The following is a 26,446-nucleotide window of genomic DNA, read 5'->3' on the forward strand; positions in this document are numbered from 1 at the left end:
TTTCCCATAACGACAAAATGATAGATTCATGATAAGAAAAACAGCCACCTGTTGAAGATGGCTGCCCCATTACTTATATTTATTTAATGCATCATACAAAAATTCCTTGTTATAGTTCGCCTTTTGATGGATCACATCCACCCAATGCTCGATGGAATCTGTCTGGTCTTCTTTATGTAATCCTGTGTTCGTACTTAAGAAACTCTCCCAATTGTAAAATTCCCAGTGAGCCGTCTCTCCTTTATAAGGAACTCTGCATTCAAATAGAGGCTTCGGGTAAATAAGATTCTGAGAGTACTCTGCTCCTTTTAAAAACTCGTCCATCTCGATCGGCTTTAAATCAAAGACTTGATTCGAAACTTTGCCGTTTGGCCGATGATAAAGGATTTCTACCATATCATTCTTTTCAGGCTGGATTTGGATTTCAGCTCCCGGAAAAAATCTCTCAACCTATCGGATGTGTAATCTTCACTCTTCGAATCAAGCAATATGGGACTCAGCCATTGGTCACCTAAATCGCACAAAAACCGATTACCCTGATTGTCTAACGCAACTACAGCCACATGTGCGTCTTCCGTATTAAATTGAGAACCGATCGGAAAAGCCGTAATCCCGTCTTGCTTAAACTCATCCATCAACCAGAAGGCAAGATCGAAGCAATTTCCTGTAATCCCGTACTGGTTCCTATGTTCTTTCATGAGAGAAACGTCTCTTTGTTTCGTTGTTGTTCCTTTATGAAAATACCAAGCCTTCGTCAAGGTTTCCATCGGAAAATCATCGAATTTACGCCACGTTTTAAGAATTTCTTTTGATGGATTCACAACTATTCACCGCCGTTAGTTCAATTTAATTAACAACCTACAGTCTTTTAACATTCAATAAATCCTTTTCTTTAAATTCCATTCTATAAATATCAGGTTTTGATGTACGATGTAAAAAACTCAAGTCATACGTGCTATCGAAATAACCCATCATCAACGTCATGACAGCCCCGTGAGTACCAATTACTATTTTTTTATTACGATAATTTTCTAATAACTCGTTCAAAACTTTAATAGCCCTTTTTTGACAATCATCATTGGATTCGCCGCCTTCTAGAGCGAAGTTTGATTCCTTAAACGACTTCTCCAATAGTGGAGCCAATTGCTTATCAGAAATCCGATTATCTTCAGAAGAGAACTTTCTTTCTTTTAAATCTTCATATACTAAAACTTCTTGTCCTAACTGATCAGCTAAATTTTTGACTGTTAAAATGGAACGTCTATAGGGGCTTGAAACAACAGCATCAATTTTTTCACATGTCAATATGTCGGTTATCAATTGAGAATCTAAATGACCTTGCGGAGTTAATCCTCTTGTTCGTTCATTACCTTCTATTGGCGACTTACCGTGTCTTACCATATAAACGTATGTACTCATCATTTCTTTCCTCCGCTAAATCGATTTCTACCAAGTAATTATATCTCAAATGGAAAATAAATACAGATGTAATTCAGCAATTCTCTGATCAAAAAAAGCAGTGCGAATTCATGGGGAATTCCACTGCTTATACAAACTTTTATTTCTATCGGTACATCAAAAGATAATCCCTATTATAACTTTGTTGTATTGTAGCTTCCTAACACTCGAACATCGTGTCCAAACGCTTGCAGAATCGTGATGGCTTTGTTCATCTTCTCTTCATGCAAGCCGTTTTGAGCTTCTACAAAAAAGTGATACGTTCCTAATTGTTTCTTCGTTGGACGTGATTCAATCCATGTTAAGTTGATCGAAAGTGCGGTAAAGACGTTTAAGATCGAAGACAATACACCTGAATAATCTTCTGTCGGAGAGATCAGCAGCATCGTTTTCGTTTTATCCTCACTAAATTCCGTGCTTTCTTTGCTAATCACCACAAAACGCGTGTGATTGTTGCTGTTATCTTGAATGCCGCTTTTTGTGATTTGTAAGTCGAACACCTCGGCGGCATATCTTGAAGCAATCGCTGCCACATCTTTTCGTTCTTGATTTTTCACAGCTTGTGCGGCTGCAGACGTACTATCAAACTGTCTACTTTTCACTTTTGTTTCTCTGATAAAATCTCTGCACTGCGCGAGTGCTGGAACGATTGACCACACTTCACGTATCTCATCCAAGGCAGCTCCTTTTAATGTTAGAAGGTGCAGAGAAACGGGAAAGATGATTTCCGCTTCGACAAAAAGATCATGGCGGAGCAAGCCGTCTGCCGTGATATTGATCGTACCTTCAATCGAGTTTTCGATCGGAACAATCCCTTTATCAGCCTTGCCTTCTTCAACCGCTTCGAGAACATCTACAATGGAATCACACTTATGCCAATCATTCTGAAGATCAGCAAAATATCGAAAGGCAGCTTCTTCCGAGAAACTTCCTTGTGGACCTAAATATGCTACTTTCATTTCGAGAGAACGCCTGCCTTTTTGTTTTTCATATCAGTATACAACGATTGAAGCGATACACCAACAGTTATTAACAAAAAGCACCCTATTATTTCACTTCAACAACAATGTTGCCGAATCTTTTCACACCAAAATATACATCAAGCCGCCAGATTCCAGGTTTACCGAACTTCAAATTACTTGGAATGGAATGGATGGAACCTACATTTGCGTCCCCAGTCAATGGGCTATCTTTTGGGCTATCATACGACCATACCATCTTCTCGTGATCAGTTCCCGCACTTTGAACGATCACCTTTTCTTTTTCTCCAGTTTCCTTGTTTGTTGCAGTTACCTTAAAGTCACCGCTTGTTAACGTTTCGACTTCGTTAGAACTTCCAAAGAAATGCCATATATACTTATCGACATTACCTGCTGTAAAATCAGGTCCAGAAATGCCCAGTTTGTCTTTTTCACTTTTCAATACTTCAAACGTTTTTGTTGCAAATTCGGTGGATAGTGACCAATCCTCATTACTTTCAACTAATTTTCCATCTTCGTAGATCTCGAATGACCTAGCTAGATCATCCGCAGTCTCTTCATTAAAAAAGGCGTATGAAAGTACACGTGATAGTTTAATTGGCTTTTAGGGGAAGTAAAATAATAATGAAGGATTTGCACTACTTCCATGGTTTTTTGATGATCTAACGTGAATGTTGTTGGGTAGCGATAACTATCCAGCTTTTCACTCGTGAAAATATGCTGCTTGTTAAAACTTTCATACATTTCATCTTCCGTTAATGGCTCAATGCCACCCACTGTTTTCCCATCTGCTATAAAGAGAACTGAGCCATCTTTCTTTTCTTTCAACGAAAAATCTTTGCTCTCCTGGATGAGGTATGTTTCATCCCCATGCTTAAACTGCTCAATTCCCGATTGATAATGAGCTTGTTTTGGTATGGTCGCTTCCTTCACTTGGTTCAACGCAAAAAAGCTCGCACTTACAAGAAAAAACAAAAGTACAATTACACTTAATGCTGGCTTGTAGAATCTTAAGAAATGAAACGTCTTTCTTTTATGTTCTAGCTGAGCGAGTTCATTTTGTATAAATTTCTTTTTATCCGAGTCCATTTGATACGTTTTAAACGTTTTCAGTTCTGCCATTATATTTTCATTCGTTAATCGTTTCAATGTAATCACTCCACTTCTTGAGCATCAGCTTTTTCTTTAGTGACTGAAGGGCTCTGTGATAAGTTAGATTAACTTTTGTTGTTTTCCATTGTAGAATTTGAGAAGCTTCTTCAGGCGTGTAATCTAGTACTCCCTTAAAATTACAACATCTCGGTACGATGTCTTCAACTCATTAATAGCTTTATAGAGTTCGGTTTTTCGTTCATCTTCCAATACCCACTCTTGAGGCAGTTTGTCTTTTTCGGTAAAGAGATTCCATAGATGCGAAGAAAGCAGCTGTTGACGCTTCTTTTTACGTATCTGATCAAGCGCTATGTTTCTTGCAATCGAAATCAGCCACGTTTTCGGATCAGAACGCCTCTCAAATTGATCCATATAATTAAACCCTTTAATAAACACTTCTTGGACGATGTCCTCAACATCTTTGGTGCCAAGATAATAAATAAGAAAATTATAAATGTCATTGTAATAATGACTAAACCATCTCTGGATCATTTCATGGTTTTTCATGGCTTCTCTCCCTCTTTACCAAATCCTACATATATTTGACGTCTACACGTTCATTAAATTTCACCTGTTCTATAATTATTTTACATAAAATCATCCAGTTTATGGATTAAAAAAGAACTGAACCGAAATCCGGTCAGTTCCATCAATTTACCTTTTAGTAATGGAAAAACGGAACTATCTAGATAGCTCCGTTTTTCCTTAACCTATTGTTTTATTTCAACGCATTAACCGCATTGATCAAGCCAAAACCTGAATCTCCATCATAACCTGTTTTAAATACATCATCTGAAGAAGCCTGGATAATGTGTTTTACTTGTGCTGGGGAAAGCTCGTCTTTACCGTGTTGTGCAATTATAACCCCTGCAAGTGCTGCTGTTTTTGGTGCAGCCATAGACGTACCCGCTTTATAACCATAGCCACCATTAAGAACTGGAGCTAAGCAAAGATACGTATTGTCTCGACCTGCTCCAGTTGCAGGGTCATAGTTAGGACCAAGATCGCCACCTGGCGCCATTACATCAATTTTCCCAACACCATAATTGGAGTAGAATGCTAGGTTCTTAGCTTGTCCACCTGCAGACACTCGAATCATCGATTGGCTGCTCGGACTGCGGTGAGTTGCACCATTGTCATCTCCAGATAGTTTCCCAGGAGAGCTGATATCTACACCATTGTTACCAGCAGAACCAACTACTGTTACACCCTTTTGGATCGCGTATTGAATCGCTCTGTTAAACAAGCGAACATCAGCTACTGTATCTTTTGTCGCATAATCTGGATTTTGGAACCAGTCATAGCCCCCAAGAGACATATTTACTACATCCACATTGTCGTCAGCTGCTGTCATCAATGCCTCAGCGATATGAGATGTTTCTGCTCCACCAGTTGGACCGAATACGCGGTAAGCTGCTACTTTCAAATCTGGGCCTACACCCATCGTACGACCTTTAGCGGCAATTGATCCCGCAACGTGTGTTCCGTGTGAGTTCTGGTCCATCGCATCTGGATAACCTGGAACAAATGACTTTCCATATGCATAGTTGTCTTTTAAATCAGGGTGGTTATAATCGATTCCTGTGTCAATTACACCTACAACGATGTCATTTCCATCTACTGATTTCCCAGTACCACCTGGAAGTTTCCATGAAGCTCCGTTGTTTGTTACTTGCTTAATATCCCATTGTAAGCTGTTGTATAAATCTGCAACAGGTCCAGCTTCAGTAACTAAAGCAGCCTCTTCAATAGCTGCTGTATCCGGCTGCACGATGTTTTGAACACCTGCATCCAGAACAGTAGTCGATTTCTTAATTTGCGTTAGGAAGTTTGGATTAGTAGAAACGACCTCTACCGCACCCAGCTTGTCCAGTCTAGATTCAATCTGACCACCAGCTTTCGAGATCTCAGCACCGAAACTTGTTGGGAGTTTCGCTTTGTCTTTAAAAATAACTATGTACTTCTTCTCTTGACCAACTTCAGCCTTTGCTGATAATGGACTGCCACTTAATGCGACAGAAGCCCCAAGTGTTAGTGCAAGTGCACTAGCCATAAATTTACTTTTCATGTAGATCATTCCTCTCATGTATTCTATATTTTATTATAATTATTTTTCATATATTTACAATTAGTTTTCAGAACATTATCTATATTCTGTTAATAATAATTCCTTATACCTGCAACCAAAGTCCCGTTATAGTAAACTTACTAAACTATTACCTAATATGAATAATTTTACCTATGATTACTTTTCTGCCATAATAAAAACAACCTCCTCAAGCTTTGAAGGTTGTTTTTTCATTGTTTATACTACATAAGGATTTACTAGCACATTTACCTCAACAACTGGTACGGCATTATCTAAACGATAAACAAAGATATGTGTGCTGTATCGATAGGTGTCACTCAGAAAATCAAGATAATCTCCTTGAACTGCTGCCAATAGCCCGGCAACATCCTCCGTATTCGTACTGAATAGAAATGCCTGTGTATCCTCACGATAGAAATTGATACTCATACTCTACCACTGCCCCCTTCGCCATTAAAAAAATGGCTTACCATATAATAGATAACAGATTTAAAATGGTGACAGGCAGTTAGTGTTTTAGGAAAGCTGTTTTAGAAAGAAGCTAGTCTTTTAATTGCTTATCTAGCAAAATTATAAATTTCTGTTGAGCTTCTGGATTTTGAATCATTTTATTAACCCGAGCCTTACTTTCTAAATAACCTCTAACGTGACGGTTCACAAAGAATAAACGGTGATACTTCTCTTGTTCATAGAGATTCTTAAACCAATCATACTCTCTAAGAATTTCGGTATGACGATCAATTTTTTGTGTATTGAGTGTGTCACGATATCCCGCATTAGAAAACAAGTCGCTTATAAAGTCTAGTAGTGAGTTTAGGATGATTATCACTCCCTGTTAATATTCTGCAATTTTCCTCAGCTCTTACTTGATTTCGTATAGATTTTTAACGATCCGCCACCAACTCCATATACTTCTCCATCGTGAATCCAGCCATACTTTTCATAATATCCTTCCAAATCCGTGCTGAGATAAAGATTTCCAAATCCTTTTCGGTTAGTTTCTTCAATAGCATGCTGAAGTAATTGTGAACCGATTTCTCTTCCTCTTTGCTCTGGATGCACATACAAGCAGGCAAACCATGGATATAGATCCTGACGACTGTTCAAATCATTTCTAAGTAATGCATAAGTTCCCACAATTTCTTCATCACTTAAAGCGATATAAAACCGTGGTAATTCATCCTTCGTTTTGCATGAATGTACCATACAATCTTCATAAAACTTATAGTTTTGTTCGCTTCCCCACTGCTCCCAAAAACCGAAACTGCCTTTTCAAATAAATCTTTTCGCTGTTGTATTTCAACAATTTTCAACAAGTATCTCTCCTATCAAGATATAGAAATTAATTCCTTTTGGATAATAAAATCGCCTTATTCCAATTAAATTCTTCTCAATATATTTTCTTCCTTTTTAAGTAATACTTTAACTGATTGTACGCGATGCTCCTTACCTCAACTTCACCCATCTCTTTCGGTACAATTCCTGTCAGCGTTCATTAACGAATTAGGGTACCATTTTTCAGATTTGCTTTTAAGATCATAGTAAGTACAATGTTGTTGTACCTTTTTGGTTTTTTCCATAGTACATACGTATATCTTATATTTGGCTCATCTTTAAATATGACATACGACACAACTCCACTCATATTGTTTGAATTTCTTTTAAAATGATAATCAGATTCTATTGATAAAATGTTGTCTTCTTCATACCCCTTTTGTTTAAGGTGTTCCATCGTGTCACTTACAATTCTGTAAGTATGGATAGGATTACCCCAAAAGGTAGTATAAAAGGTGAACAGAAATAATAGTGAAAGAGCTAAAACACTCACTAAAATGAATTTTCTCACGCACAGGCTCCTTAAGTGTAATTTTACACTAATGCTATTCTATTACACATCCTAATATCCCTCTTTCTTATAGAAGAAATAAAAAAAGAATGAACCTATTATTAAGTTCACTCGTTCGACCTCACCTTTTTTAATAATGAAAGAGCAGCATAGCACGACAAGATTAAGGAAACAAAAGCTATAAACGTATACATATTTACAAACAGTGTGTTGGTTCCTTGATTGATCCAACCAAATCTATAAATTTCTGAATTGATATTTGTCGGTGATCCGCCTAATTCTTGGATCAAACGGTTAAAGAAGAAAATCTCCAGACCTATAGAAACGATGAAGACCAGAAAAGAAGTTACCAATATAGTTCTCCATTTCTTTCTATTCAGTTCCAGCTTCTTTAACTGTGTAAGGAAGGCAAATCCAAAATAGGCTATTATGATGATAGCAAAGAATAGAGGAATTAATCCTAGATTTCCATTTCCTCCAATCCGGCCAGGCTTCTGAGTAAACAGATCTACAAGAAAAATAGAAAACAAACTCAGTACTAAAGAAACGATACATTTATTAAGATAGACCTTCATACCCTTCTCCTTTTTAGAAACCCATTTCCGGCCACAACGTAGTGATAGCCACTTACATTAGCCTCTATAGGAGGCATAGCAATCTGGCTGCTCTTTTTTGCATCGGAATCGATGAAATATGGATTTTTCACAGATTGTGTAAAGAAGAAATCAACAACCAAAGTGCAAGGCAAATTACTGCGGCTGATTTAGACTGTTTTACAGCACGTTCGTCCCCTAGTTTTAAGTTCTGGAAAAATGTAAGACTGAAATAAAAACAAAGGATAATCAGTATTGTAGCAATGATTTTAAATAAATCCATTTAAACACCCCTGTATAGTTAAATCAAACTTTTAACAAAAAACCGTTCCTACCTCTTCTTTAACGCTTCTAAAATTAATAATGTACACACAGTAATTGTCCCGCATAAGAATAATAAGGTGACGATTAGAAGTCTTAATCCATTGTTAAAAGTACCAGTATTTATTGGACCATCTGAACCATTATCAAAGAAAGATCCTGTGAACATTACTATTATAAATCCAACAATCATGACCAGAAGACCAATTACAAATTTCTTCATAAAATTCCCCTTATCCTTATTTCCCCCACCATTTTTAATTCATCCCGGGACTATTGCACGTCACCATTTTAACATAAATTACCTATTATTCAGTTTTAAGTTAAAGTATAATTTCACAAAAAATTTACGTTACCCTGTTCCCTACTTCATAATCCTGTGTTAGGCTCATTATATAGGATAATTTCACTAGATTAGGATGTTCAACAGATGTGTAATGACAATATCGCGATACAAATCATCAAAAAGCTAGGTACATTGTTTGAGGAATATAGAATCAGCAAATGCGAGAAACACCGCAAGAAATTGGTTCATGATATACAGATTCTTGGTGAAAAATTAGAGGAAATTCAATAATTTGTTAAGCTTAGCGTTTTTGGACGCTAAGCTTTTTTATTTCTGTAACGTATACCTTTCAATAATAAAATCTATAAAGGTTCGGCTTGCAATGGGCAGTACTCTTTTGTCTTTGTAAGCTAGACTAATCGTGCGCGCAAACGGTGGTGAGATTGGTTTTGTTACAACGTGATACGGACAACGGCTTAAGACAAGTTTCGGCAATATGGAAACACCAAGTCCTTGTTCAATCATCGACATAATCGCGTAATCATCATGTACACGGTATTGGATATTCGGTTCAACACTGTTTTGTTTGAAGATTGTTAGGGGTTCGCTTATTTCTCCCTCATCTAAAAGGATATAGTGTTCGTTCATCAACTCTTCTAATGTGACCACGTCTTTTTCAGCTAAAGGATTATGTTGTGACAACACCGCAAACATTTCATCTTTTTGCAACGGAATCATCGTGAGGTTCGATACCGCATTCGGATTCACAAAGCCAAAGTCGACGCTGCCTTCTTTGATCCAATTCGCGATATCTGTATAATCCCCTTGAGGGATTTCAAATTGAACATCTGGGTACAGCTCTTTAAACTCTTTCATCAATCCCGGCAGCCAGTGACAGGACACACTTGAAAATGCACCAATGCGAATAAGCCCACTTTCCAGCCCTTCCATCTCTTTGATCTTTTCTTTCAATTCCCTATGTGAGTTACAAATTTTCTTAATAAACGGCAGAAATTCTTCCCCATCTGGTGTCAACGTAATTCCCGTTCGTGAGCGTAAAATGAGAATCGTTGAAAGTTCTTCCTCTAAGGAATGCACCATTTGGCTGATGGCAGATTGGGTATAGCCAAGCTCTTCCGCCGCTTTTGTAAAACTGCCTGTTTCGATGGCTTTTATAAAAGCATAATAAGCATTCACTCTTCTCATCTCCTTTACATTAGAAAATCTAATACTTCCATTATAAAGATTCGTTTTATTAATAAAAAGACAGGTGCTATGATAAATCCACGCAAAAGAAAATGAGGAGAGGTCAGGCGTTTCTAACATGACACAAAAACAAGCAAACTGGATTTTAGCTACTGTTTCTATGGGGTGGGGATTGTCGTATGTATTTATGAAACTCACTGTGGGAAGCATTCCTTCATTAACGATCGTGGCCTTGCGATTTGGCATTGCTTTTATCGTGATGATGCTGATTTTCCGCAAAAAAGTATTTTCTGTAGATGTTCAAACGTTGAAATACAGTGCAATTGTTGGGGCATTGCTGTGGGGTGTCTTTATTACGCTTATGTATGGAATCCAGCATACGACGGCTTCATCGGCTGGATTTTTGGTGAGTACAACGGTGATTATCGTACCGGTTCTGCAGACAATCATTACAAAAAATGGCCGACAAAAGAAGTGACAGCAGGCGTGATCATCGTTTCTTTTGGGTTAGCTCTTCTTACGATTGGAGAGGATTTCACTTTTGCATTTAGCTCCCTGTATTGCCTAGCAGCTGCATTATTGTACGCGATACACATTATCGTAACGAACCAATTTGCACGAAAGGTTAACGCCTTGATACTAGGGATCTACCAACTCGGATTCGCGACCCTTTTTGCAGCCGTTGGAACATTTATTCTTGAAAGACCTGTATTACCTGAGACTTTAATTCATTGGGTAGCCATACTCGGGTTAGCACTCATCTGTTCTGCATATGGCTTTGTGATGCAGCCTATTGTCCAAAAGTACACGACGCCTGAGAGCACGGGTTTTCTCTTTTCACTCGAACCGATTTTTTCCGCCCTATTTGCTTTTCTATTTCTGCAAGAAAATATGGGACTTCAAGGATATATAGGTGCATTCATCATATTATGCGGTGTCTTTATTGCAAATTCTACCTTTATTAAACATAAGGAAATGAGGTTGTTAACAGAAAAGAGCGGAATTGTGGAGAAGGCTTAACAGAACTAAAGTTAGAGTTAGGTGCCTTAACAGGAAGCTAACTCTAAGGTTCGGGCACGTAAGGCACAACATGGATATTAAGTTCTTGTATAAGCGTTGCGTTTTCTAGGCGAAAGCTTAATATGTGACTGCTATAGCGATAGTTGTCTTGTAAATAAATGATATGATCACCTTGCACGGCAGCTAGAAAACCGGCAACATCGTCCGTTTCCACTGTAAAGATATGATCTTCAATATGCTCCAAATAAAAGTGAACAATCATATGCTCCTACCGCCTTCCCCTTCAAGTTTTCACATAAACAATGACGCCATCCAAAATCCTGCTGGAATGGATGCCCAGAGTGTCCCGTTAATGAAGATCAGCATAGGATAGCTGGTTTTGTTGATTCCGTTTTTATAATAAAACCGCCATACATTGAAAGCAGCAATTACCCAGACAGGAAGGATCAAAAAAACTCTGGCGCTATATAGGTTTCCCCGTGTAATTTTCTGCGATCGTTCCTGTAGCCAAGAAAACGGAGACGAAAATTGTAAGTAAGCCGCAAATGATGACGTTGCTCCAAACAAGAAATGTCTTCACCTTGATCAAACTCCTTTTTGAGCGCAGTGTTAAATCGGCCCTCCGCCTCCGCCATGGTTGCCATTTCTTCCCGCTGACTTCGTTCTTTCAGCCGCGTTATTAATCTGTGTCCCTTTACTCAAATGCTGATCATCATGATAGATGTTGACGCCACCCGTTCCCCTCTTCTTCCCACGATAATCAAAATAAACGGCTAGTGCGCAAACAATAACAAGTGGTGTCAGAACAATTAACCAAGCCACATCAATCACTCCTCATTATTTATATAACCTACAGAATCTTTTTACCTTATTATTCCATTATACAGGATGGAAGCTTGACATAGGTGTTGTTTTTTCGGTAATCGAGAATTTGATGCCTCTTCCTATTAGAGATGTTCCTCCCAGGCGAACAACATCATGCGTGGTAAAAAAATTTGTGGATTGATCACCGATTTTCGTGGATTGAATCCAATTTCTCGTGGATTAAATGATCATTCTCATTGATTGAACATCTATTCTTGTGGAATCAACGAGCAAATTTAATGAATCAACAAAAAAATGTATTTCTCAGCTGGAATAGGCATTATAAATTCACCTTACAACACAAGTTTTATGCGCAAAAACCAACCCTCGCGAACTTCTACACACTATATGGAACAGAATCAGACTATTTTTATTGCTCATTAGATAAAAAACGGTGCAGGAGACGCATTTTTTTGCACACTAAACGAAAAAAACTTCTCAACCGCAACAAAAAACCGACCCAATGCTTTATTCATGGGTCGGCTGCTTACAATATTAATCATTTTTATTGCTGTCTGGCTCGTCTTCCCGTTTATTGTAATCGTATTTCGACGGGTCAACCTTCTTGAATCCTTTTACGTCATGGAATCTGAGCAAATCACCATAAACAGTTTTGTCAGATAGATCGAGTTTCGTTTGCACGTCTTTTTCTAATGCTTTGATCTCTTCCGTCTCTTCAATCAATTCTCCAGTTTTAGAGTCGTAATATTTACCGTCAATTCCGGTTACCTTAGGAGAAACAAAGTCTCCATTACGTAACGGTGTCACTTCATCATGGTCCTTAGACATTAAGTCTGTTCCGAACTGAATATAGTCTTTTGTTTCCATACCCAATAAGTGCATTAATGTTGGACGAAGGTCGACTTGTCCACCGACTTTGTCGATCGTGCCGCCTTTTAGACCAGGTGCGTGAATAAACAATGGTACCTTTTGAAGCTGCGTGTTCTCAAAAGGTGTGATCTCTTTACCAATTACTTTTGCCATCGATTTATTACGCGTTTCGGCAATACCGTAGTGGTCACCATACATGACAACCATCGTATTATCGTACAAACCAGCTGCTTTTAAGTCCGAAAAGAACTGCTGTATCGCTTCATCCATGTATCGTGCCGTTTGGAAATAACGGTCTACCGTTGCATCTCCTGTTGTGTGAGGTTCAATCGTCGCTTCCTCTTCAGAGATTGGGTACGGGAAGTGGTTCGATAAAGTGATGAATTTTGTATAGAACGGCTGCTTTAATGACTTCAGCATTGGCATCGATTCTTTGAAGAACGGCTTATCCTTCAGCCCATAGTTCGCAACGTCTTGCTCGTTCATGTCGTAATATTCTGCGTCAAAAAACTTTTGAAAACCAAATCGTTTGTAGATTACATCACGGTTCCAAAACGACTTGTAGTTACCATGGAAAACGGCTGTTGAATATCCTTGTTGTTCCATGATCGCTGGAGCCGCTTGGTACGTGTTCTCGCCTTTTGTTGTAAACGCTGTTCCTTGCGGTAATCCATATAGAGAATTCTCGAGCAAGAACTCAGCATCAGCTGTTTTTCCTTGAGACGTTTGGTGATAAAAGTTATTGAAATACAGAGTGTTCTGGTCTCGCGTTAACGAGTTCAGAAACGGGGTTACTTCTTGTCCGTGCAATTTATAGTTGATCGCAAAGTTTTGCAGAGATTCTAAGTGAAGATAGATCACGTTCATCCCTTTTGCCTTACCAAAGTATTCAGGGTTTGGTTCAGCGTAATTGGCTCTCACGTAGTTCTCTACTTCTGTTACGTCATCTGTATCCGCAAGTGCACGCTGAGCGGATGACTTAGAACTCACAACGGCATCATAGATGGTGTAGTTATACATCCCTAAATATTTCACGATGTAATTACGGTCGAACGTTCTTGTTAAAAGTTCAGGACGATCGATTTCAGCTAAAAGTAAGTTCGCTGATAACGTAATGACGGCAGCAAGTCCTACAGCCAACACGCTTTTACGTTTAGCTTTGATCGGTTCTGGGTTAATCTTTTTCGTTAGAACCATTACTAACAAAATATTGATGTCTAAAAAGAAAAGAACATCGTAAGGATTAAACAACGCACCAATACTATTGCCAATCGTACCGGCATTGTCCGTCTGCGTTAACGTTGGCAGCGTGATAAAGTCTGTGAAAAAGCGGTAGTACATCATATTGGCATACAACAACATTGTCATAAGACCATCAATGACAATCATCCAGATGAACGATTTTCTTCCTTTAGCAAACAGTGCAAATCCTAGGAAAAGCAGAGCAGATCCTAGTGGATTGAAGAATAACAGAAATTCTTGAAAACCACCTTCTACTCCTAGGTTAAATTCGGTTTTATAGGCAACGTATGTTTTGATCCAAAGAACCAAAACCGTTAATGCGAAAAATCCCATATGTTTATTCAATATATTTCTTCGGTTTATCAATTTTCTCACCTCTACTAGTTCCAAAAAACAATCTAGCAATCTCGTTTCCTTTTAAATCACATACAAATACAATATGAAAACAATAAAAAAATACTACATATTATTAACTAAAAAGTCAATTAAACATACCTTCCAAAACGCTGAAAATAGTGCTGACTAACTGAAAAAGCCGCCATATAGGCGACTTTTGAGCAATTATGAACGTATTGTGATTAACTTAATTTCATTTCGTTTTTTAGCTTTGCAATCAAATCACGTTCCGCAAAACGTACGATAAGGTCCTTCTGTTTCAGGTGGAAGTTTCGTGTACGCTTCTTGATTCGGTGTGTGGGCATATGGGTTTGAGAGTACGCCAACAAGTTTCTTCATCACGCTGTAGTCTCCACTCTCAGCTGCTTTAAGCGCCTCTTCCACTCGGTGATTTCGAGGGATAACACCTGGGTTGCTGTTGCGCATTAACTCATCTGACTCTGACTTCGATTCTGTCTGTCTCTCTCTTCTTTCCTGCCACTTCACTTGCCACTCGACAAATTCTTCTGTCCCAAAAAGAGTTGTGCAGTCCTTCGTTCCAAGCGTCAATGCTCTGAAAGTGTTTGTATAGTCAGCTTTATGTTTTTGCATCAAGTTAAGCAGTTCTTCAATCAGTGATGGATCTTCTTTCTCTTCATTAAACAATCCGAGTTTTGATCTCATTCCTCTGAGATAGTTAGCATGATACAACTCAGAAAATCCATAAAGAACGTTTTGAGCCATTTCAACGGCTTTCTCTTGCTCTTCATGCAACAGAGGTAAGAGTGTTTCCGCAAATCGCGCAAGGTTCCAGCCTGCAATACGCGGTTGATTTGTATAAGCATAGCGGCCTTCTCGATCAATCGAACTAAAAACGGTCACCGGATCATAGGTATCCATGAACGCACATGGTCCATAATCGATCGTTTCACCGCTAATCGTCATGTTGTCAGTGTTCATCACTCCATGAATAAAACCAGCCAGCTGCCACTTCGCAATGAGATACGCCTGTTGCTCGATTACTTTTTTGAGCAGGTTCAGATACCGATTTTCACCCTGACCGATTTCTGGATAGTGCCGCTCGATCGTATAGTCGGCGAGCTCCTTCAGTTCCTCTGGCGTTCCCCATTTAGATGCGAATTCAAATGTACCTACTCGTAAATGACTAGACGCCACGCGCGTCATAATCGCACCCGGCAAATTGGTTTCACGAATGATCGACTCTCCATTGGTTTCACGAATGATCGACTCTCCTGTTGTTACAACGGCAAGACTGCGAGTGGTCGGGATGCCAAGCGCATGCATGGCTTCACTGATGATATATTCGCGCAGCATCGGGCCAAGAGCCGCTCGCCCGTCTCCTCCTCGAGAATAAGGTGTGCGTCCAGAACCTTTTAATTGAATATCAAAACGCTTATCTTGAGGCGTGATCTGCTCACCGACCATTAAGGCACGCCCGTCTCCCAGCATGTTAAAATATCCAAACTGATGACCAGCATATGCTTGTGCAAGAGACGAAGCACCGTCTGGCAGTTTGTTACCGGCAAACACCGCAATGTTCTCTTCACTTTGAAGTGCTTCCACGTTCAATCCGAGCGATTTTGCGACGGGTAAGTTCAGCACGACTAACTGCGGTGAAGGCACTGGATTAGTATTTATAGTAGAAAAGAATTTTTCCGGAAGACGAGCATAGCTATTATCTAAGTTCCATCCTGTTTCTTTTGTCATGTGATCTCCTTTAATGAATCTCTATTTGATATCAATTTCTCTAATTCCACAGTAACATAATGTAAACTTGTATGGGTCTCGTGCTGCTCAGTTAGTATTTCCTTATGCATACAAAAAGAGCCTTCCACAGAGGCTCTTTTATTGAATAAGCTATGTTAAATAATATTGTTAATAAATGACCATAAAATAAGGATTCCAATCGAGTCCTTATTTTCAGGCTATGTTAAAGCGCGATGTTGATTTAAAAATATTCTTTATAGATACTTTAGGAAACGGAGCGAAGCAGTATGCTAAAACTACCTTTGGACGATTAAATGGACCTAAAAATTCTTAAATCAATAAGTCATTCAAACAAATTATCTCGCATCCTTTACTTTCATAATAGTCTATCATATCATCAATTTTCTTTTTATCATAACTGGTAATGCAATCTGATAGTACAGTAACCCCATAGTTTGATTTACGTAAGTTATAGCAAGTTGACTTAACACAAGCAACAGCATCTGCTCCAGTGATGTAGAAGTCGTCTATTTCATTTATACTAATAAAGTCTGTGAATTCTTCACTTGTTAATGCGTTTCCTTTATATTTTGTAAAAACATTTTCTGATACTATTTTCAAATCTGGAGCTAATTCGGCACCTCGTGTATCTGTTTTAAAAGTTCTCGTACCAGGTGACAAATTCTCATGTCTTATATAAACAACATGAATATCATTTTCCACCGCCCAATCAATTGATTTGTTGATACTGTCAATGATATCTTTGTAATTCTTTGTTATGTCATTTTGAATATCAATGATTACTAAAGCTTTTTTCTGCATAATACTTCCCCTAATAAATAAACTGATGTTTGCTTTTTTATTTCTTTTTATAATACCTTTTTCGAAACCGCTCATACTTGTTCTTATAAACCTATTATAGAACAAGTGTTCGGTTATGGGAAATACCAACAGAATCCTTTAACATAACTATTGAATACAATATTCTAAGCCGATAGTTTACTCATGATCGCAGAAGGATTAGACGTAAAAACAATATAGTTTTGTTTTGCTGTCTTGATAAAGATCCGATCTGTCGCTCCGTATGGTAATCCAATTCGGATTGCCTCAATATCTACCCCGCCATATGTATCATCTAAACGAACTTCAAGAATATCAGTTGCAGGAATCTCAATCCGTAACAATTGCCACCTAATCACAAAGTTGTTCTCTACTTTTTTCACACTGACTTCGATCATGTTGGTCCACTCCTCTGAGACTGTCTGTACCTATGATACGTTCTTGAGGTTGGAAATTTTCGGTAAATCATATTAAGAGATTAACTTACCCAAATCTCATGAATTTCAAAACGCTGCCATATTCCATCTTTGTATTGAAGTTTTCCTTTTACACCCACTGCACCATTTCCTGCTCGATGTTTAGATCCTTCAAATTCAAAAGCCGTGTGGCTCGAGATAAACTTCACTTTCTTCAGTTTAAGAAGAACCCCGTCTAGCACCATCGTTTTCGGATTGTACATCCCTTTATCTTTTAATTCTTCAAAAGTAGCTTCGATTACATCTACTTTATATTTTTCTTTTAAGTAAACTTTTATCTCATCCTTATCTTTCTCACTTAAATCTTTAGCAATCGTCAAATCCATAGCAATAAATTGCATATCACTGTTCAAAGCTTCGTCCTTTTCCATAATGGAATCCAATGCATTGCTGTAAATTTCGCCTAACTGTTTATTTGCATTTTCTTCATGATTACAAGCGACAAGAAATAGAACTAATATCAAAGAACAAAATATGATTTATTGGAAAACATCATCCTCATTTCATCACCCCAAGAACCATTCCATACACCTTTCTTTTTGTTAAGAATGCGGTGATGTACGTCAAGTCGTCATTCATTTCATTATACATATAATTACCTAAATTTTACATATAAATAAATACAAAAGACATTGCTAGAGTTTATTTCTCAGACATCCCTTCTTCAGGTCTTCGTTTATGTTTTTCATTGATTATTTTCTTGTTAAGTATCCTAACTTCACCAACCATTAGTAACCTCATATCTTCTACTATGTACTTAGCTAACTCCTCATCGGTAATATCATCTCCATGAATATCAAGACGAAATTCCTGCCCTTGTATTCCACCACCATTTGTAAAATCGATTTCAAAATCGAATTGAACTCTTTTATCCATTTCGGTTCCACCTCTTATTGGTTATGGGACGTTGTTACATACCTATTCTAGTTAGATGAAAGGATTACCTTCCTGAACGAAAACCACTCGAAGTTCAATAAAAAAGAGTTACGATCAGCTCCCAGAATTCTCATCAAACGCGTCCGACCACTGAATTAGAATTATGGGACTATCCATCGTAATTAGAAGTTACTTCCAAATAACTATATTATTAAACATACAATTATGTATAATAAGTGTATTAAGTTAACGGAATGTTTTGAAAGGTTGTGATAACAGTGAAAAAATCTTTTTATTATTATTGGTTTGCTGCTACGAGTATTTCTTTTGCGGATGTAATTTATATTATGGTAATCACAACCTATATATATAAAGAGACAGAATCTGCATTCTTGGCAGCAACATTTCCTTTAATTCGAGCCCTAACCAATATAGTGGCAGGGTTTACAATTCCATTAATACAAAGGAACTTTACCTTCTCGAAGCTATTAGTCTCTCTTCAGTTCATTAAAGCAATTCTCATCACAATTTTAATAATTGGATTTCCTCTAATTTCAGAAAACATTAGCTATCTTCTATTAATGGTTTTCGTTATTTCATTTATTGAAGGATGTGGTAATCCGCTATTAAGTTCCGTTATTCCTAAAGTAGTAGACAAAGAGAAATTAGTTAAAGCAAATAGCTCATTGTCAGTTACCAGTCAGATCGTACAGTTTACAGGATATACGTTAACAGGTTTTATAGTCATTCAATTTGGACATATGATAACCTTAATAGGAACAGCAATTCTCTTATGGTCCTCATTAATCTGTTTATACATAACCACTCTCTCCATAGAAACAGAACAATCGCTTGATAAAACTAAATCGAAATGGATTGCTATTAAAGACGGTTGGTCGCACCTCTGGAGTAATAAAACATTACGTTTAGTAACGATAATGGACGTCATTGAAGGAATGGCAGGTACCATTTGGGTAGGAGCTATTACGTTGGTATATGTTAAAGAAGTTCTTCATCAAGAAGTGCAATGGTGGGGTTATATAAATGGAAGTTATTATATTGGAACCATTTTAGGTGGTTTGTTCGTCATGTGGTTAGCAACTAAAATACAAAGAAATCTTGTATGGAACATGGCAATTGGATCTGCATTCTTTAGTTTATTCACGTTATTGTATGGTTTAAATAGTGTACCTTTCTTATCATTGGTTCTGTGTGTCCTAATGGGCCCAGCTTACCAACTTAGAGATGTCTCTCAGCAAACTGCCATTCAATCTAATGTTGATTCCGAAATTTTGCCGAAAGTTTATGCTTTGAGAAGTATTCTCCTCTCGACAATTACAAGTTTCTCCATCGCACTTTTTGGTTTTATTGCCGATTTCTTAGGGATAAGGTGGGTATACATTCTAGGATCCTGTTTGATTGCTACTTCTGCCTTTTTATCGTTCGCATTATTAAATGTACAAAAGAAAACAGAAGCAGAATTTCTTTATAAATATTAATAAACACTTGCAAATATAAAAAAACAGCGGCAAATGTTTAGTTGCCACTGTTTTTTTCGTCTATTTCGTTGGCCGACTAACTTCTGGAGGTTTTTGCATACACAAATACTTAACATCTTCATGATTAACTTTTGATTCAAGCCCTTTCTTTTTGTTTTTTCTATCCATCCAAACAGCTAATATAATAATGAGAGCCAGTGGAACTAAGAGAATTAACCAGAACATAAAAATCATCTCCTAAAAAATTTGATTTTCCATTAATTACTAATACACCACTTTTCACAAATATCCTTTTTTATTGAATAGTTCTGCTAATACTCCATCGAATTGGCTGCTTTCAACAGGTCATCCATCTTATACTGCGAACCCATCAGCATCATTCCGTAATACAGATCGTCTTTTTCCAACGAACTGCTTTTACATCTGGTGTATCAGATTCAATGACAACCTTTGTTCCATCTTCTAATTTTGTTGTCTTTAATTTTCCTTCATCATGGAAATTCGTATTTTTATTCTGAAATGTTGTAACGTGAAGAATTCCTTCTTTACCGTTTCCGTAAACGAACTCCGTATGAACGATATCTCCCTTTGGGTTTCCAGGTGGATTCCCGGCATAATTGAGTTGTACGTTTTTCGGTTTAAACGGCAGTATGTTTGGCGCCGCCAACGCTTCCTGCACACTCTCTGGCAATTCTTCCGCCACTTTCTTCACTTCTGAATAATCCTTCTTCAACTGTTCAACGGTTTCGTTCTCACTGCATGCTGTTAATATGACCAATAATAAAAATCCAATTATTCTTTTCATGTCATCCCCCTGCTCCTCTATATTCGATTTTTGGAATATAATTCCTGTTGTTTGCAGATGATTCTACAGATCTTAAACTACTTATTTAAAAAACAGAAAAGAAAAAGACGTATTTCATATGAAGTACGCCTTTTAACTCAAGATGATTAACTTATAAAATTTTCTCCATTGATATTCTCGTATTAGAATATCCTAGTTTCTTATATAATCGATAAGCACCATCATTTTTTCCAAATACACTTAATCCAATAGATATCACACCAGCATCTTTGAGTATTTCTTGAAGCTTCTCTAACGTCTTACTTCCAAACCCTTGGCCTCTCTTAGACTCATCGATTATGATGTGGTACAAGTAAGCCTGGTTAATTTCAGAAATGATACTGTACCAAAGAAGTCCTACTTTTTCATTTGAATTTTCGTCTACTATGTTGTACAAATATTGTCCTTCAGTAGATAATCCATCCTTAAACATGTCCTTCATCATCATTTCAGATTCTTCTAAGGCTTGCTCCATTGTTAAATCAAAGTTTTTCGTAATGTCTTGAGCATAATCAGGAATCATAAAATCCAGATACCTTTTAAACTCTGCTTCGTTAACTTTTGATAATGTAATCATTCTATCTCTTCATTCTATTTTTCGAATCAGTCATTAGAAAGGAGTAAACAGAGGTATTTTTATATAAAATCATTCAACATGAATAAACACCTTCGTTTACTCATGATTTCCATGGTACGCACATAAAGTTTTTGGACATCTTCAATCCTCCTTAGATACGTATTTATTTTACCATAAAAATCCATAACCCCTGCAATTGTTCACTGACTGGATACCGCTTTCCATCTATTTGGATCCAGCCCAAGTTTTCGATTCAGTTCATATTTCTGACGCAGATGATGACGAAAATGCATCCCTACAAGAGCAAACCACTCCTGTGCATTAAGCCAGCCAAAGCCTCCATGTTTATCTTTGTAATTCGGGTTTATATTTTCTACTTTCTTTTCCAACTCTACCATTCTATTTAATAGTTGATTGAGTTCATGCATAATATCCTCTTTACTTTTTGTATTGTCAGGCGGGGTATCTAGTTCTTCCGGTAATTTAATTTTAATTGGCGGAAATCCACCAATATTAAATAAATATTCTCCAAATTCCGTCTTACCTTGCTTTTGCTCAACAACAGTTGTCGCACAAACTTCAACACTATCAAGATATTCATGAGCTACTACAATTAAATGGTCATACATTTGTCCAATAGACCAATCGTCTTGCCGAGGTTTATACCTTAGCTGCTCAAGTGAATAAACTTTTAAGAAACGAATATATGTTTTAATCAAATTCAGATCACTCATGTGTAAAAAACTCCTTTCTATTAAGTTTAGAAACCAAGCAAACGTATAATTAAAATTTGGGTCATCCAGATCCGTTCTAGTAAAATGATTATCACAACTTATTTATCATTCTTGAAATAATGAACTGGACGAATTTCAATGCGCCAGCCAAACTCTTCCCCTCTGCTGACTTGTGTTGTCGGATGAAGAGAGGCTAACTGAATCGCCTCATCCATACTCTCTGCTTCAAAAATAAATATACTGCCAATCATCTCTTTCGTTTCTGTAAAAGGACCATCTGTCACGATTACCTTACCGTTCACACGACGCAAGCTTTTGGTCTCTGATTCTAGACCTGCATCAAGAAGTGTCTTACCGCTATCATAAAATTTTTCAATGTGCGGCTGACATTCACTCATTACAGCCTCAATCTCTGCTCTTGGGCGTGCGTCCATTTTTTCAGGGTTGAAATAACCCATACATAAAAATATCATTATCATCTCTCCTAGTTCATTCATTTTTTTGATTAGCAGAACAAAATCGACTTAGCAGTATTTTTTATTCCACACATTCTTTAGCCTGTTTCAATAGAAATTTCTGTTCTTTTAATCCATGATTGAACCGCAAGTTAGGTTTGCGATCATTCCAGTCATCGCGCTTGCTCGATCTGACGCCATGAAAACCGCTGCATTCGCAACCTCGTCTAGTTTCGGCAGACGTCCAAGTACTGTCCCGTCTTCCATGTACGTTCTTACTTCAGGAAAGTCCGGATCCCACGTCTCTGGAATGGCATCAGGTCTCAAGCAGACAACTCGGATTCCTATTGGGCCAAGCTCTCCCGCTAAACTCTTAGAGAATCCTTCAATTGCTGCACATGCCGTTGCGAAACCTCCTGTCATATGGTATCTTCGGTCACGTCCTGATAATTCAGCTGATGAAGCAGATAAAGTAAGAATGACGCCAGATTTTTGCCGAACCATGTGCCTTGCCGCTGCCGTTGCCGTAAGGAAGTGTGTTTGTGCCCCAGTCAGGATTGGCGTCGTAAAGTCTTCGTGTTTCATGTCAATAAGCGGTGTTCCTTGGAGGTCTCCACGAATCGAAATTGCGTTGAAGGAGATATCGATACTGCCTGTATGCTGAACAATTCGATCAAGATGCTGTTCAATGGATTGGGGATCAAGTGCATCAACTCTTGTCACCTTGGCTGATCCTCCTGCGTTAGTAATCTCCTCTGCTACAAGATTAAGAGATTCTAGTGTTCGCCCCGCTAAAAAAACACTAGCCCCTTCTTGAGCGAAAGCTCGTGCAACAGCTCCTCCAATCGCACCTCCCGCACCGTAAATGACTGCGTTTTTGTTCTTCAGTAGCATGCTCGTTCCTCCTTTATTAATCGTTTATGTCCCTTCAGTTCAATAAAAAGATGCACTTCTCCTCTTAAAGAACTGCACCTAATCACGTTACTTATTTACTTCCTCGTTCACTTCACTCTCATACTTTTCTACTAGTTTATTATTTGAAGCTACTCCATACTTCTTTTCTAACTGGGGTTTTAGTTTTAACCACATCACATTTTTCTCATAAATGTCACGGTCAAAATGATGATTGAGTATCTTCAAAGAGAACCCTAAAGCTTCTGCATAGGCGAGGTGTTGTGGCAATTCACTTTGATCTGGTCCAGCTTTAATATATTGATCCACTTCTTCCTCTGTAACCGTGATTCCATATTCATCCTTAGCAATTGCTCTCCATACTTGATCTTCTTCCAATGCTTGTTTTGATAAAATTACTGCTTGTTTCTCGGTTAAATCGGTCTCATAATATAATTTTTCCTGACAAAGAGTTCGAATGAGCCATTTCTTTAGCTGTTCATCACCCTCTGCCATTTTGTCCGCTTCCAATACAGCTTTATCAAAAACCTTTTTATAATCATTAAAGGTGTATGTATCCAAAATCTCTTTTTGTTCTTCTTTACTCTTCAACTTTACTTCTATTTCGTTGTTTCCTTTTAATTGGCAACCTACTATTAGTAAAATCAATAAAAATAGTGAAAGCAGTTTTGTATATTTCAATAGAGAATACCACCTCCAGTTGCGATTCATTTTCCACCTTTTCACTGATACTATTCCACTCCCCTTATTATCTTCCTTCTTCAGTTCTTTACCTGTACGAAACCAAAAAATATAGGACTGCCCGATCAGTAAGGTTTTCTTACTTTTCGGACAGCCCTATCGTTTCTATTGATGTTAAATGCCTAACTTTTCTTTCACTTCTTTAATCTGCAAGATATGGCGTTGCTCGTGATACCCTACAAATGGGATCCATTGCTTCAAACTGATGTTTCCGAAAATAGGATGAGAAAATCCTTTTTGCTCTAATTCTTTTTCATCTGCCGTGTTGTCGATTTCCTTCAGCTTTTGATGTGTGGCAGCCAGCTTCATTTTTAACTCCTCTAATGTGGCAAACTCATTACTTGGTACCGCGAATTCTGGTGCATCCACCTTTATTTCACGATTAACCGTTGCCTCAATGGGCTTGGAGCTGGCATTCACCGTTTCTCCATTCTTTAGTTGGTGTACGATCGTTTTCGCGATCCCACCTTCCATTAAATATAAATGTTCAAGGATTTGCTTGATTGACCATTCATTATCGGAAGGTTTTTTGTTCAACACTTCATCCGATAATCCTTCGACTTCAATGAATAAATCTTCACGGACTTTATCATTTATCAACATGTTTTATCACCTTTTATGAGTCTGACTTGTCTTCGTATTTTATCATGAATGAAGCATTCCAATGTTGCTGGAAAACTTGATAATCACATCACACTGAAAAAAGCATTCCAAATGCGGAATGCTTTTTGCACGCTCTTTATTTTAATTGACTGATAAACGGACCGTAATTTCTCGGTATGCGTTGAACAGACAGCCATTTTAGTGTGGTGAATTCTTCAAGCACCCACTCACCGTTAAATCTGCCAAGTCCTGAATCTTTCTCTCCGCCAAACGGCATATGCGGTTCATCGTTAACAGACTGATCGTTCACGTGGATCATCCCAGTGTGAATATCATGCGCGATGTTCGTCGCGTGTTCAATATTCGTTGAATGAACCGCTCCGCTAAGACCGTACGGATACGCATTAGCCATTTGAATCACATCTTCATCATTCTCAAATGGAATGAGTACAGCGACAGGTCCAAAGATTTCATTTTTGGCAAGAGGCATCTCGTTGTTCACGTCCGTTAGAACGGTTGGCTCAAGAACATTTCCTTCTGCACTTCCGCCTAAAGCGATTTTCGCACCTTGTTCAACGCTTGCTTCCACATCTTTTAGAATTCGGTCTACTTGATCTCGATTGATAAGCGGACCAACATTTGTATCTTTTCTTGATGGATCGCCATATTTCAGATTTCTTGCGCGTTTTACAAATGTTTCTGCAAATTCGTCATAAATCTCTTTGTGGACAAAGATGCGGTTGATCGCCATACAAATTTGCCCTTGGTGATAAAATTTACCGAAAAGCGCTGAATCTACAGCTTGATCGATATTGGCATCTTTTAAAGCAATAAATACGTTATTTCCGCCTAATTCAAGTGCAGTCTTCTTCAGATTCTTACTTGCAAGTTCACCAATATGGCGGCCAACTTCTGTAGAACCGGTAAACGAAATGAGGCGCGGTGTCGGATGAGTCACGATTTCATCACCGATTTCAGAACCTCGTCCAACGATGACATTAATAAGTCCTTTTGGAAGACCAGCCGCTTCAAAGATACTTGCGAAAATAAGCCCTCCCGTTACAGGTGTATCTGTCGCAGGTTTAATGACGACCGCATTTCCAGTCGCAATGGCAGGTGCAATGGATCGGATCGCCAAGTGGAACGGGAAATTCCATGGACTGATGATCCCGATTACACCTAATGGATTGCGGTACACTCTATTTTCTTTGCCTGCTGTTTGTGAAGGAAGAATCTTTCCTTCCATACGATACGGATATGTCGTTGCTTCTTTTAATATATTGAGTGACGCACGGAATTCAGAGATGGCCTTCATATACGTGCTGCCAGATTCTTTAATGATCCAGTCTAAAATGAACTCCTCATTTTCCTGCATCACCGTGATTACTTTTTCTAAAATTCCGCGTTTGTTTTGTGGAAGCTCGTTCGCCCATTCTAATTGCGCAGTTCTTGCCGCTTCATACGCTTGGTCTAAATCTTCTTTCGTTGCCGCTTGTATCGTAACAAGCTCTTCTCCTGTAAATGGATTGGAGTTGACCATTTTGCTGTCGCTGCTCCCTTTTTTCCATTCACCATTGATATATATGTTTGAAAAATCAGTGTTCATATTGTTGTCCACTCCTTTTTACTTACGAAAGATTAGTTAACACCTTACTCCCTTTTGTACACGTTGTAAATCAATCTGCTTCAATTTTGATGCACTAGTCTTATGTAACGTTCTGGTTGCATACTAGATGGCCATTTTTTTATAATAGTTGTGAATGGAGGTCGGTAGAAATGGCAAATCATTTTGCCGGAATCAGAAGCTGCTCATGCAAAGCCTGATAGGGGCGATCCTTTGTATGGGCGTACATTTATTGTAAGATTGTCGCCCGATCGTTTCTAAGAATGGGCTTTGC

At 38.1% G+C, this 26,446-nt stretch carries 34 protein-coding genes; 4 read left to right on the plus strand and 30 right to left on the minus strand.

From position 1 onward, the window contains the following. Positions 1–69: 69 nt before the first annotated feature. From ACEWFH_RS16865 to ACEWFH_RS16920, 12 genes are all read right to left on the minus strand, one after another. Positions 70–396 carry a hypothetical protein gene (locus ACEWFH_RS16865; protein ID WP_473724924.1) on the minus strand — a complete coding sequence of 109 codons (327 nt, stop codon included), beginning with the start codon at positions 394–396 and terminating at the stop codon, positions 70–72. Beyond that, positions 390–821, minus strand: coding sequence for a hypothetical protein (locus ACEWFH_RS16870; RefSeq protein ID WP_473724925.1), 432 nt, complete (start codon positions 819–821; stop codon positions 390–392). The genes ACEWFH_RS16865 and ACEWFH_RS16870 overlap by 7 nt, the downstream gene beginning before the upstream one ends. Positions 822–858: 37 nt before the next feature. After that, positions 859–1,419 (minus strand): histidine phosphatase family protein, encoded by a 561-nt coding sequence (locus ACEWFH_RS16875; RefSeq protein WP_473727334.1) that lies wholly within the window; start codon positions 1,417–1,419, stop codon positions 859–861. 173 nt (positions 1,420–1,592) lie between these two features. Beyond that, positions 1,593–2,417 (minus strand): prephenate dehydratase, encoded by an 825-nt coding sequence (gene pheA / locus ACEWFH_RS16880; RefSeq protein WP_473724926.1) that lies wholly within the window; start codon positions 2,415–2,417, stop codon positions 1,593–1,595. 88 nt (positions 2,418–2,505) lie between these two features. Then, positions 2,506–2,880 (minus strand): hypothetical protein, encoded by a 375-nt coding sequence (locus ACEWFH_RS16885; protein WP_473724927.1) that lies wholly within the window; start codon positions 2,878–2,880, stop codon positions 2,506–2,508. A 95-nt stretch (positions 2,881–2,975) separates the two neighbouring features. Continuing rightward, the gene (locus ACEWFH_RS16890; protein WP_473724928.1) at positions 2,976–3,587 is read right to left on the minus strand and encodes a hypothetical protein; all 612 of its coding nucleotides are present in this window, start codon (positions 3,585–3,587) and stop codon (positions 2,976–2,978) included. A 123-nt stretch (positions 3,588–3,710) separates the two neighbouring features. Beyond that, positions 3,711–4,097 (minus strand): RNA polymerase sigma factor, encoded by a 387-nt coding sequence (locus ACEWFH_RS16895; RefSeq protein WP_473724929.1) that lies wholly within the window; start codon positions 4,095–4,097, stop codon positions 3,711–3,713. Positions 4,098–4,308: 211 nt separating this feature from the next. Continuing rightward, positions 4,309–5,658: a S8 family serine peptidase gene (locus ACEWFH_RS16900; RefSeq protein ID WP_473724930.1), complete on the minus strand. Its 1,350-nt coding sequence runs from the start codon at positions 5,656–5,658 to the stop codon at positions 4,309–4,311. A 237-nt stretch (positions 5,659–5,895) separates the two neighbouring features. Next, positions 5,896–6,108, minus strand: a complete 213-nt coding sequence (locus ACEWFH_RS16905) for a hypothetical protein (protein WP_473724931.1) — start codon at positions 6,106–6,108, stop codon at positions 5,896–5,898. 426 nt (positions 6,109–6,534) lie between these two features. Continuing rightward, the gene (locus ACEWFH_RS16910; protein WP_473724932.1) at positions 6,535–6,885 is read right to left on the minus strand and encodes a GNAT family N-acetyltransferase; all 351 of its coding nucleotides are present in this window, start codon (positions 6,883–6,885) and stop codon (positions 6,535–6,537) included. Positions 6,886–7,174: 289 nt separating this feature from the next. Further along, a complete protein-coding gene (locus ACEWFH_RS16915; protein WP_473724933.1) occupies positions 7,175–7,525 on the minus strand; it encodes a DUF3139 domain-containing protein in 351 nt (116 codons plus the stop codon). 107 nt (positions 7,526–7,632) lie between these two features. Further along, positions 7,633–8,100, minus strand: a complete 468-nt coding sequence (locus ACEWFH_RS16920) for a hypothetical protein (protein WP_473724934.1) — start codon at positions 8,098–8,100, stop codon at positions 7,633–7,635. A 769-nt stretch (positions 8,101–8,869) separates the two neighbouring features. Between ACEWFH_RS16920 and ACEWFH_RS16925 the strand changes: the two genes are divergently transcribed. After that, positions 8,870–9,016 carry a hypothetical protein gene (locus ACEWFH_RS16925; protein ID WP_473724935.1) on the plus strand — a complete coding sequence of 49 codons (147 nt, stop codon included), beginning with the start codon at positions 8,870–8,872 and terminating at the stop codon, positions 9,014–9,016. A gap of 36 nt (positions 9,017–9,052) precedes the next feature. Here the strand turns inward: ACEWFH_RS16925 and ACEWFH_RS16930 are convergent, their stop codons facing one another. Further along, the gene (locus ACEWFH_RS16930) at positions 9,053–9,922 is read right to left on the minus strand and encodes a LysR family transcriptional regulator (protein WP_473724936.1); all 870 of its coding nucleotides are present in this window, start codon (positions 9,920–9,922) and stop codon (positions 9,053–9,055) included. Between the two features lie 127 nt (positions 9,923–10,049). Here ACEWFH_RS16930 and ACEWFH_RS16935 point away from each other — a divergent pair, with 127 nt between their 5' ends. Beyond that, positions 10,050–10,409 (plus strand): EamA family transporter, encoded by a 360-nt coding sequence (locus ACEWFH_RS16935; RefSeq protein ID WP_473724937.1) that lies wholly within the window; start codon positions 10,050–10,052, stop codon positions 10,407–10,409. A gap of 8 nt (positions 10,410–10,417) precedes the next feature. After that, positions 10,418–10,951, plus strand: a complete 534-nt coding sequence (locus ACEWFH_RS16940) for a DMT family transporter (RefSeq protein WP_473727335.1) — start codon at positions 10,418–10,420, stop codon at positions 10,949–10,951. Between the two features lie 43 nt (positions 10,952–10,994). Here the strand turns inward: ACEWFH_RS16940 and ACEWFH_RS16945 are convergent, their stop codons facing one another. From ACEWFH_RS16945 to ACEWFH_RS16980, 8 genes are all read right to left on the minus strand, one after another. Continuing rightward, complete coding sequence (locus ACEWFH_RS16945) at positions 10,995–11,213, minus strand: thymidylate synthase (RefSeq protein WP_473724938.1); 219 nt, start codon at positions 11,211–11,213, stop codon at positions 10,995–10,997. 347 nt (positions 11,214–11,560) lie between these two features. Further along, entirely contained in the window at positions 11,561–11,773 is a 213-nt protein-coding gene (locus ACEWFH_RS16950) for a hypothetical protein (RefSeq protein ID WP_473724939.1), read from the minus strand. Positions 11,774–12,310: 537 nt separating this feature from the next. Next, the gene (gene ltaS / locus ACEWFH_RS16955; protein ID WP_473727336.1) at positions 12,311–14,221 is read right to left on the minus strand and encodes a lipoteichoic acid synthase; all 1,911 of its coding nucleotides are present in this window, start codon (positions 14,219–14,221) and stop codon (positions 12,311–12,313) included. Positions 14,222–14,506: 285 nt separating this feature from the next. Further along, complete coding sequence (locus ACEWFH_RS16960; RefSeq protein ID WP_473724940.1) at positions 14,507–15,991, minus strand: protein adenylyltransferase SelO; 1,485 nt, start codon at positions 15,989–15,991, stop codon at positions 14,507–14,509. A 330-nt stretch (positions 15,992–16,321) separates the two neighbouring features. Continuing rightward, positions 16,322–16,888: a cysteine hydrolase family protein gene (locus ACEWFH_RS16965; RefSeq protein ID WP_473724941.1), complete on the minus strand. Its 567-nt coding sequence runs from the start codon at positions 16,886–16,888 to the stop codon at positions 16,322–16,324. Between the two features lie 89 nt (positions 16,889–16,977). Further along, positions 16,978–17,229: a SunI/YnzG family protein gene (locus ACEWFH_RS16970; protein WP_473724942.1), complete on the minus strand. Its 252-nt coding sequence runs from the start codon at positions 17,227–17,229 to the stop codon at positions 16,978–16,980. Positions 17,230–17,309: 80 nt separating this feature from the next. Continuing rightward, positions 17,310–17,678, minus strand: a complete 369-nt coding sequence (locus ACEWFH_RS16975) for a peptide ABC transporter substrate-binding protein (protein ID WP_473724943.1) — start codon at positions 17,676–17,678, stop codon at positions 17,310–17,312. A 271-nt stretch (positions 17,679–17,949) separates the two neighbouring features. After that, on the minus strand, positions 17,950–18,183 hold the full coding sequence (locus tag ACEWFH_RS16980; protein ID WP_473724944.1) for a cyclase: 234 nt from the start codon (positions 18,181–18,183) through the stop codon (positions 17,950–17,952). Positions 18,184–18,452: 269 nt separating this feature from the next. Here ACEWFH_RS16980 and ACEWFH_RS16985 point away from each other — a divergent pair, with 269 nt between their 5' ends. Then, positions 18,453–19,682 (plus strand): MFS transporter, encoded by a 1,230-nt coding sequence (locus tag ACEWFH_RS16985; protein WP_473724945.1) that lies wholly within the window; start codon positions 18,453–18,455, stop codon positions 19,680–19,682. Between the two features lie 60 nt (positions 19,683–19,742). On the opposite strand, the gene ACEWFH_RS16990 is transcribed toward ACEWFH_RS16985, so the two are convergent. From ACEWFH_RS16990 to ACEWFH_RS17030, 9 genes are all read right to left on the minus strand, one after another. Beyond that, the gene (locus ACEWFH_RS16990) at positions 19,743–19,907 is read right to left on the minus strand and encodes a hypothetical protein (RefSeq protein WP_473724946.1); all 165 of its coding nucleotides are present in this window, start codon (positions 19,905–19,907) and stop codon (positions 19,743–19,745) included. A 151-nt stretch (positions 19,908–20,058) separates the two neighbouring features. Beyond that, positions 20,059–20,487, minus strand: coding sequence for an EexN family lipoprotein (locus ACEWFH_RS16995; protein WP_473724947.1), 429 nt, complete (start codon positions 20,485–20,487; stop codon positions 20,059–20,061). A gap of 151 nt (positions 20,488–20,638) precedes the next feature. Then, positions 20,639–21,103 carry a GNAT family N-acetyltransferase gene (locus ACEWFH_RS17000; protein WP_473724948.1) on the minus strand — a complete coding sequence of 155 codons (465 nt, stop codon included), beginning with the start codon at positions 21,101–21,103 and terminating at the stop codon, positions 20,639–20,641. A gap of 200 nt (positions 21,104–21,303) precedes the next feature. Continuing rightward, the gene (locus ACEWFH_RS17005) at positions 21,304–21,837 is read right to left on the minus strand and encodes a DinB family protein (protein ID WP_473724949.1); all 534 of its coding nucleotides are present in this window, start codon (positions 21,835–21,837) and stop codon (positions 21,304–21,306) included. A 98-nt stretch (positions 21,838–21,935) separates the two neighbouring features. Beyond that, positions 21,936–22,310 carry a YciI family protein gene (locus tag ACEWFH_RS17010; RefSeq protein WP_473724950.1) on the minus strand — a complete coding sequence of 125 codons (375 nt, stop codon included), beginning with the start codon at positions 22,308–22,310 and terminating at the stop codon, positions 21,936–21,938. Between the two features lie 111 nt (positions 22,311–22,421). After that, entirely contained in the window at positions 22,422–23,186 is a 765-nt protein-coding gene (locus ACEWFH_RS17015; RefSeq protein ID WP_473724951.1) for an SDR family NAD(P)-dependent oxidoreductase, read from the minus strand. A gap of 87 nt (positions 23,187–23,273) precedes the next feature. Then, positions 23,274–23,885 carry a hypothetical protein gene (locus tag ACEWFH_RS17020; RefSeq protein ID WP_473724952.1) on the minus strand — a complete coding sequence of 204 codons (612 nt, stop codon included), beginning with the start codon at positions 23,883–23,885 and terminating at the stop codon, positions 23,274–23,276. 174 nt (positions 23,886–24,059) lie between these two features. After that, positions 24,060–24,548, minus strand: coding sequence for a DinB family protein (locus ACEWFH_RS17025; protein ID WP_473724953.1), 489 nt, complete (start codon positions 24,546–24,548; stop codon positions 24,060–24,062). Positions 24,549–24,684: 136 nt separating this feature from the next. Then, entirely contained in the window at positions 24,685–26,154 is a 1,470-nt protein-coding gene (locus ACEWFH_RS17030) for an aldehyde dehydrogenase family protein (protein ID WP_473724954.1), read from the minus strand. Positions 26,155–26,446 lie beyond the last annotated feature (292 nt).

This window comes from Fictibacillus sp. EA-CB0309, from assembly GCF_055814265.1.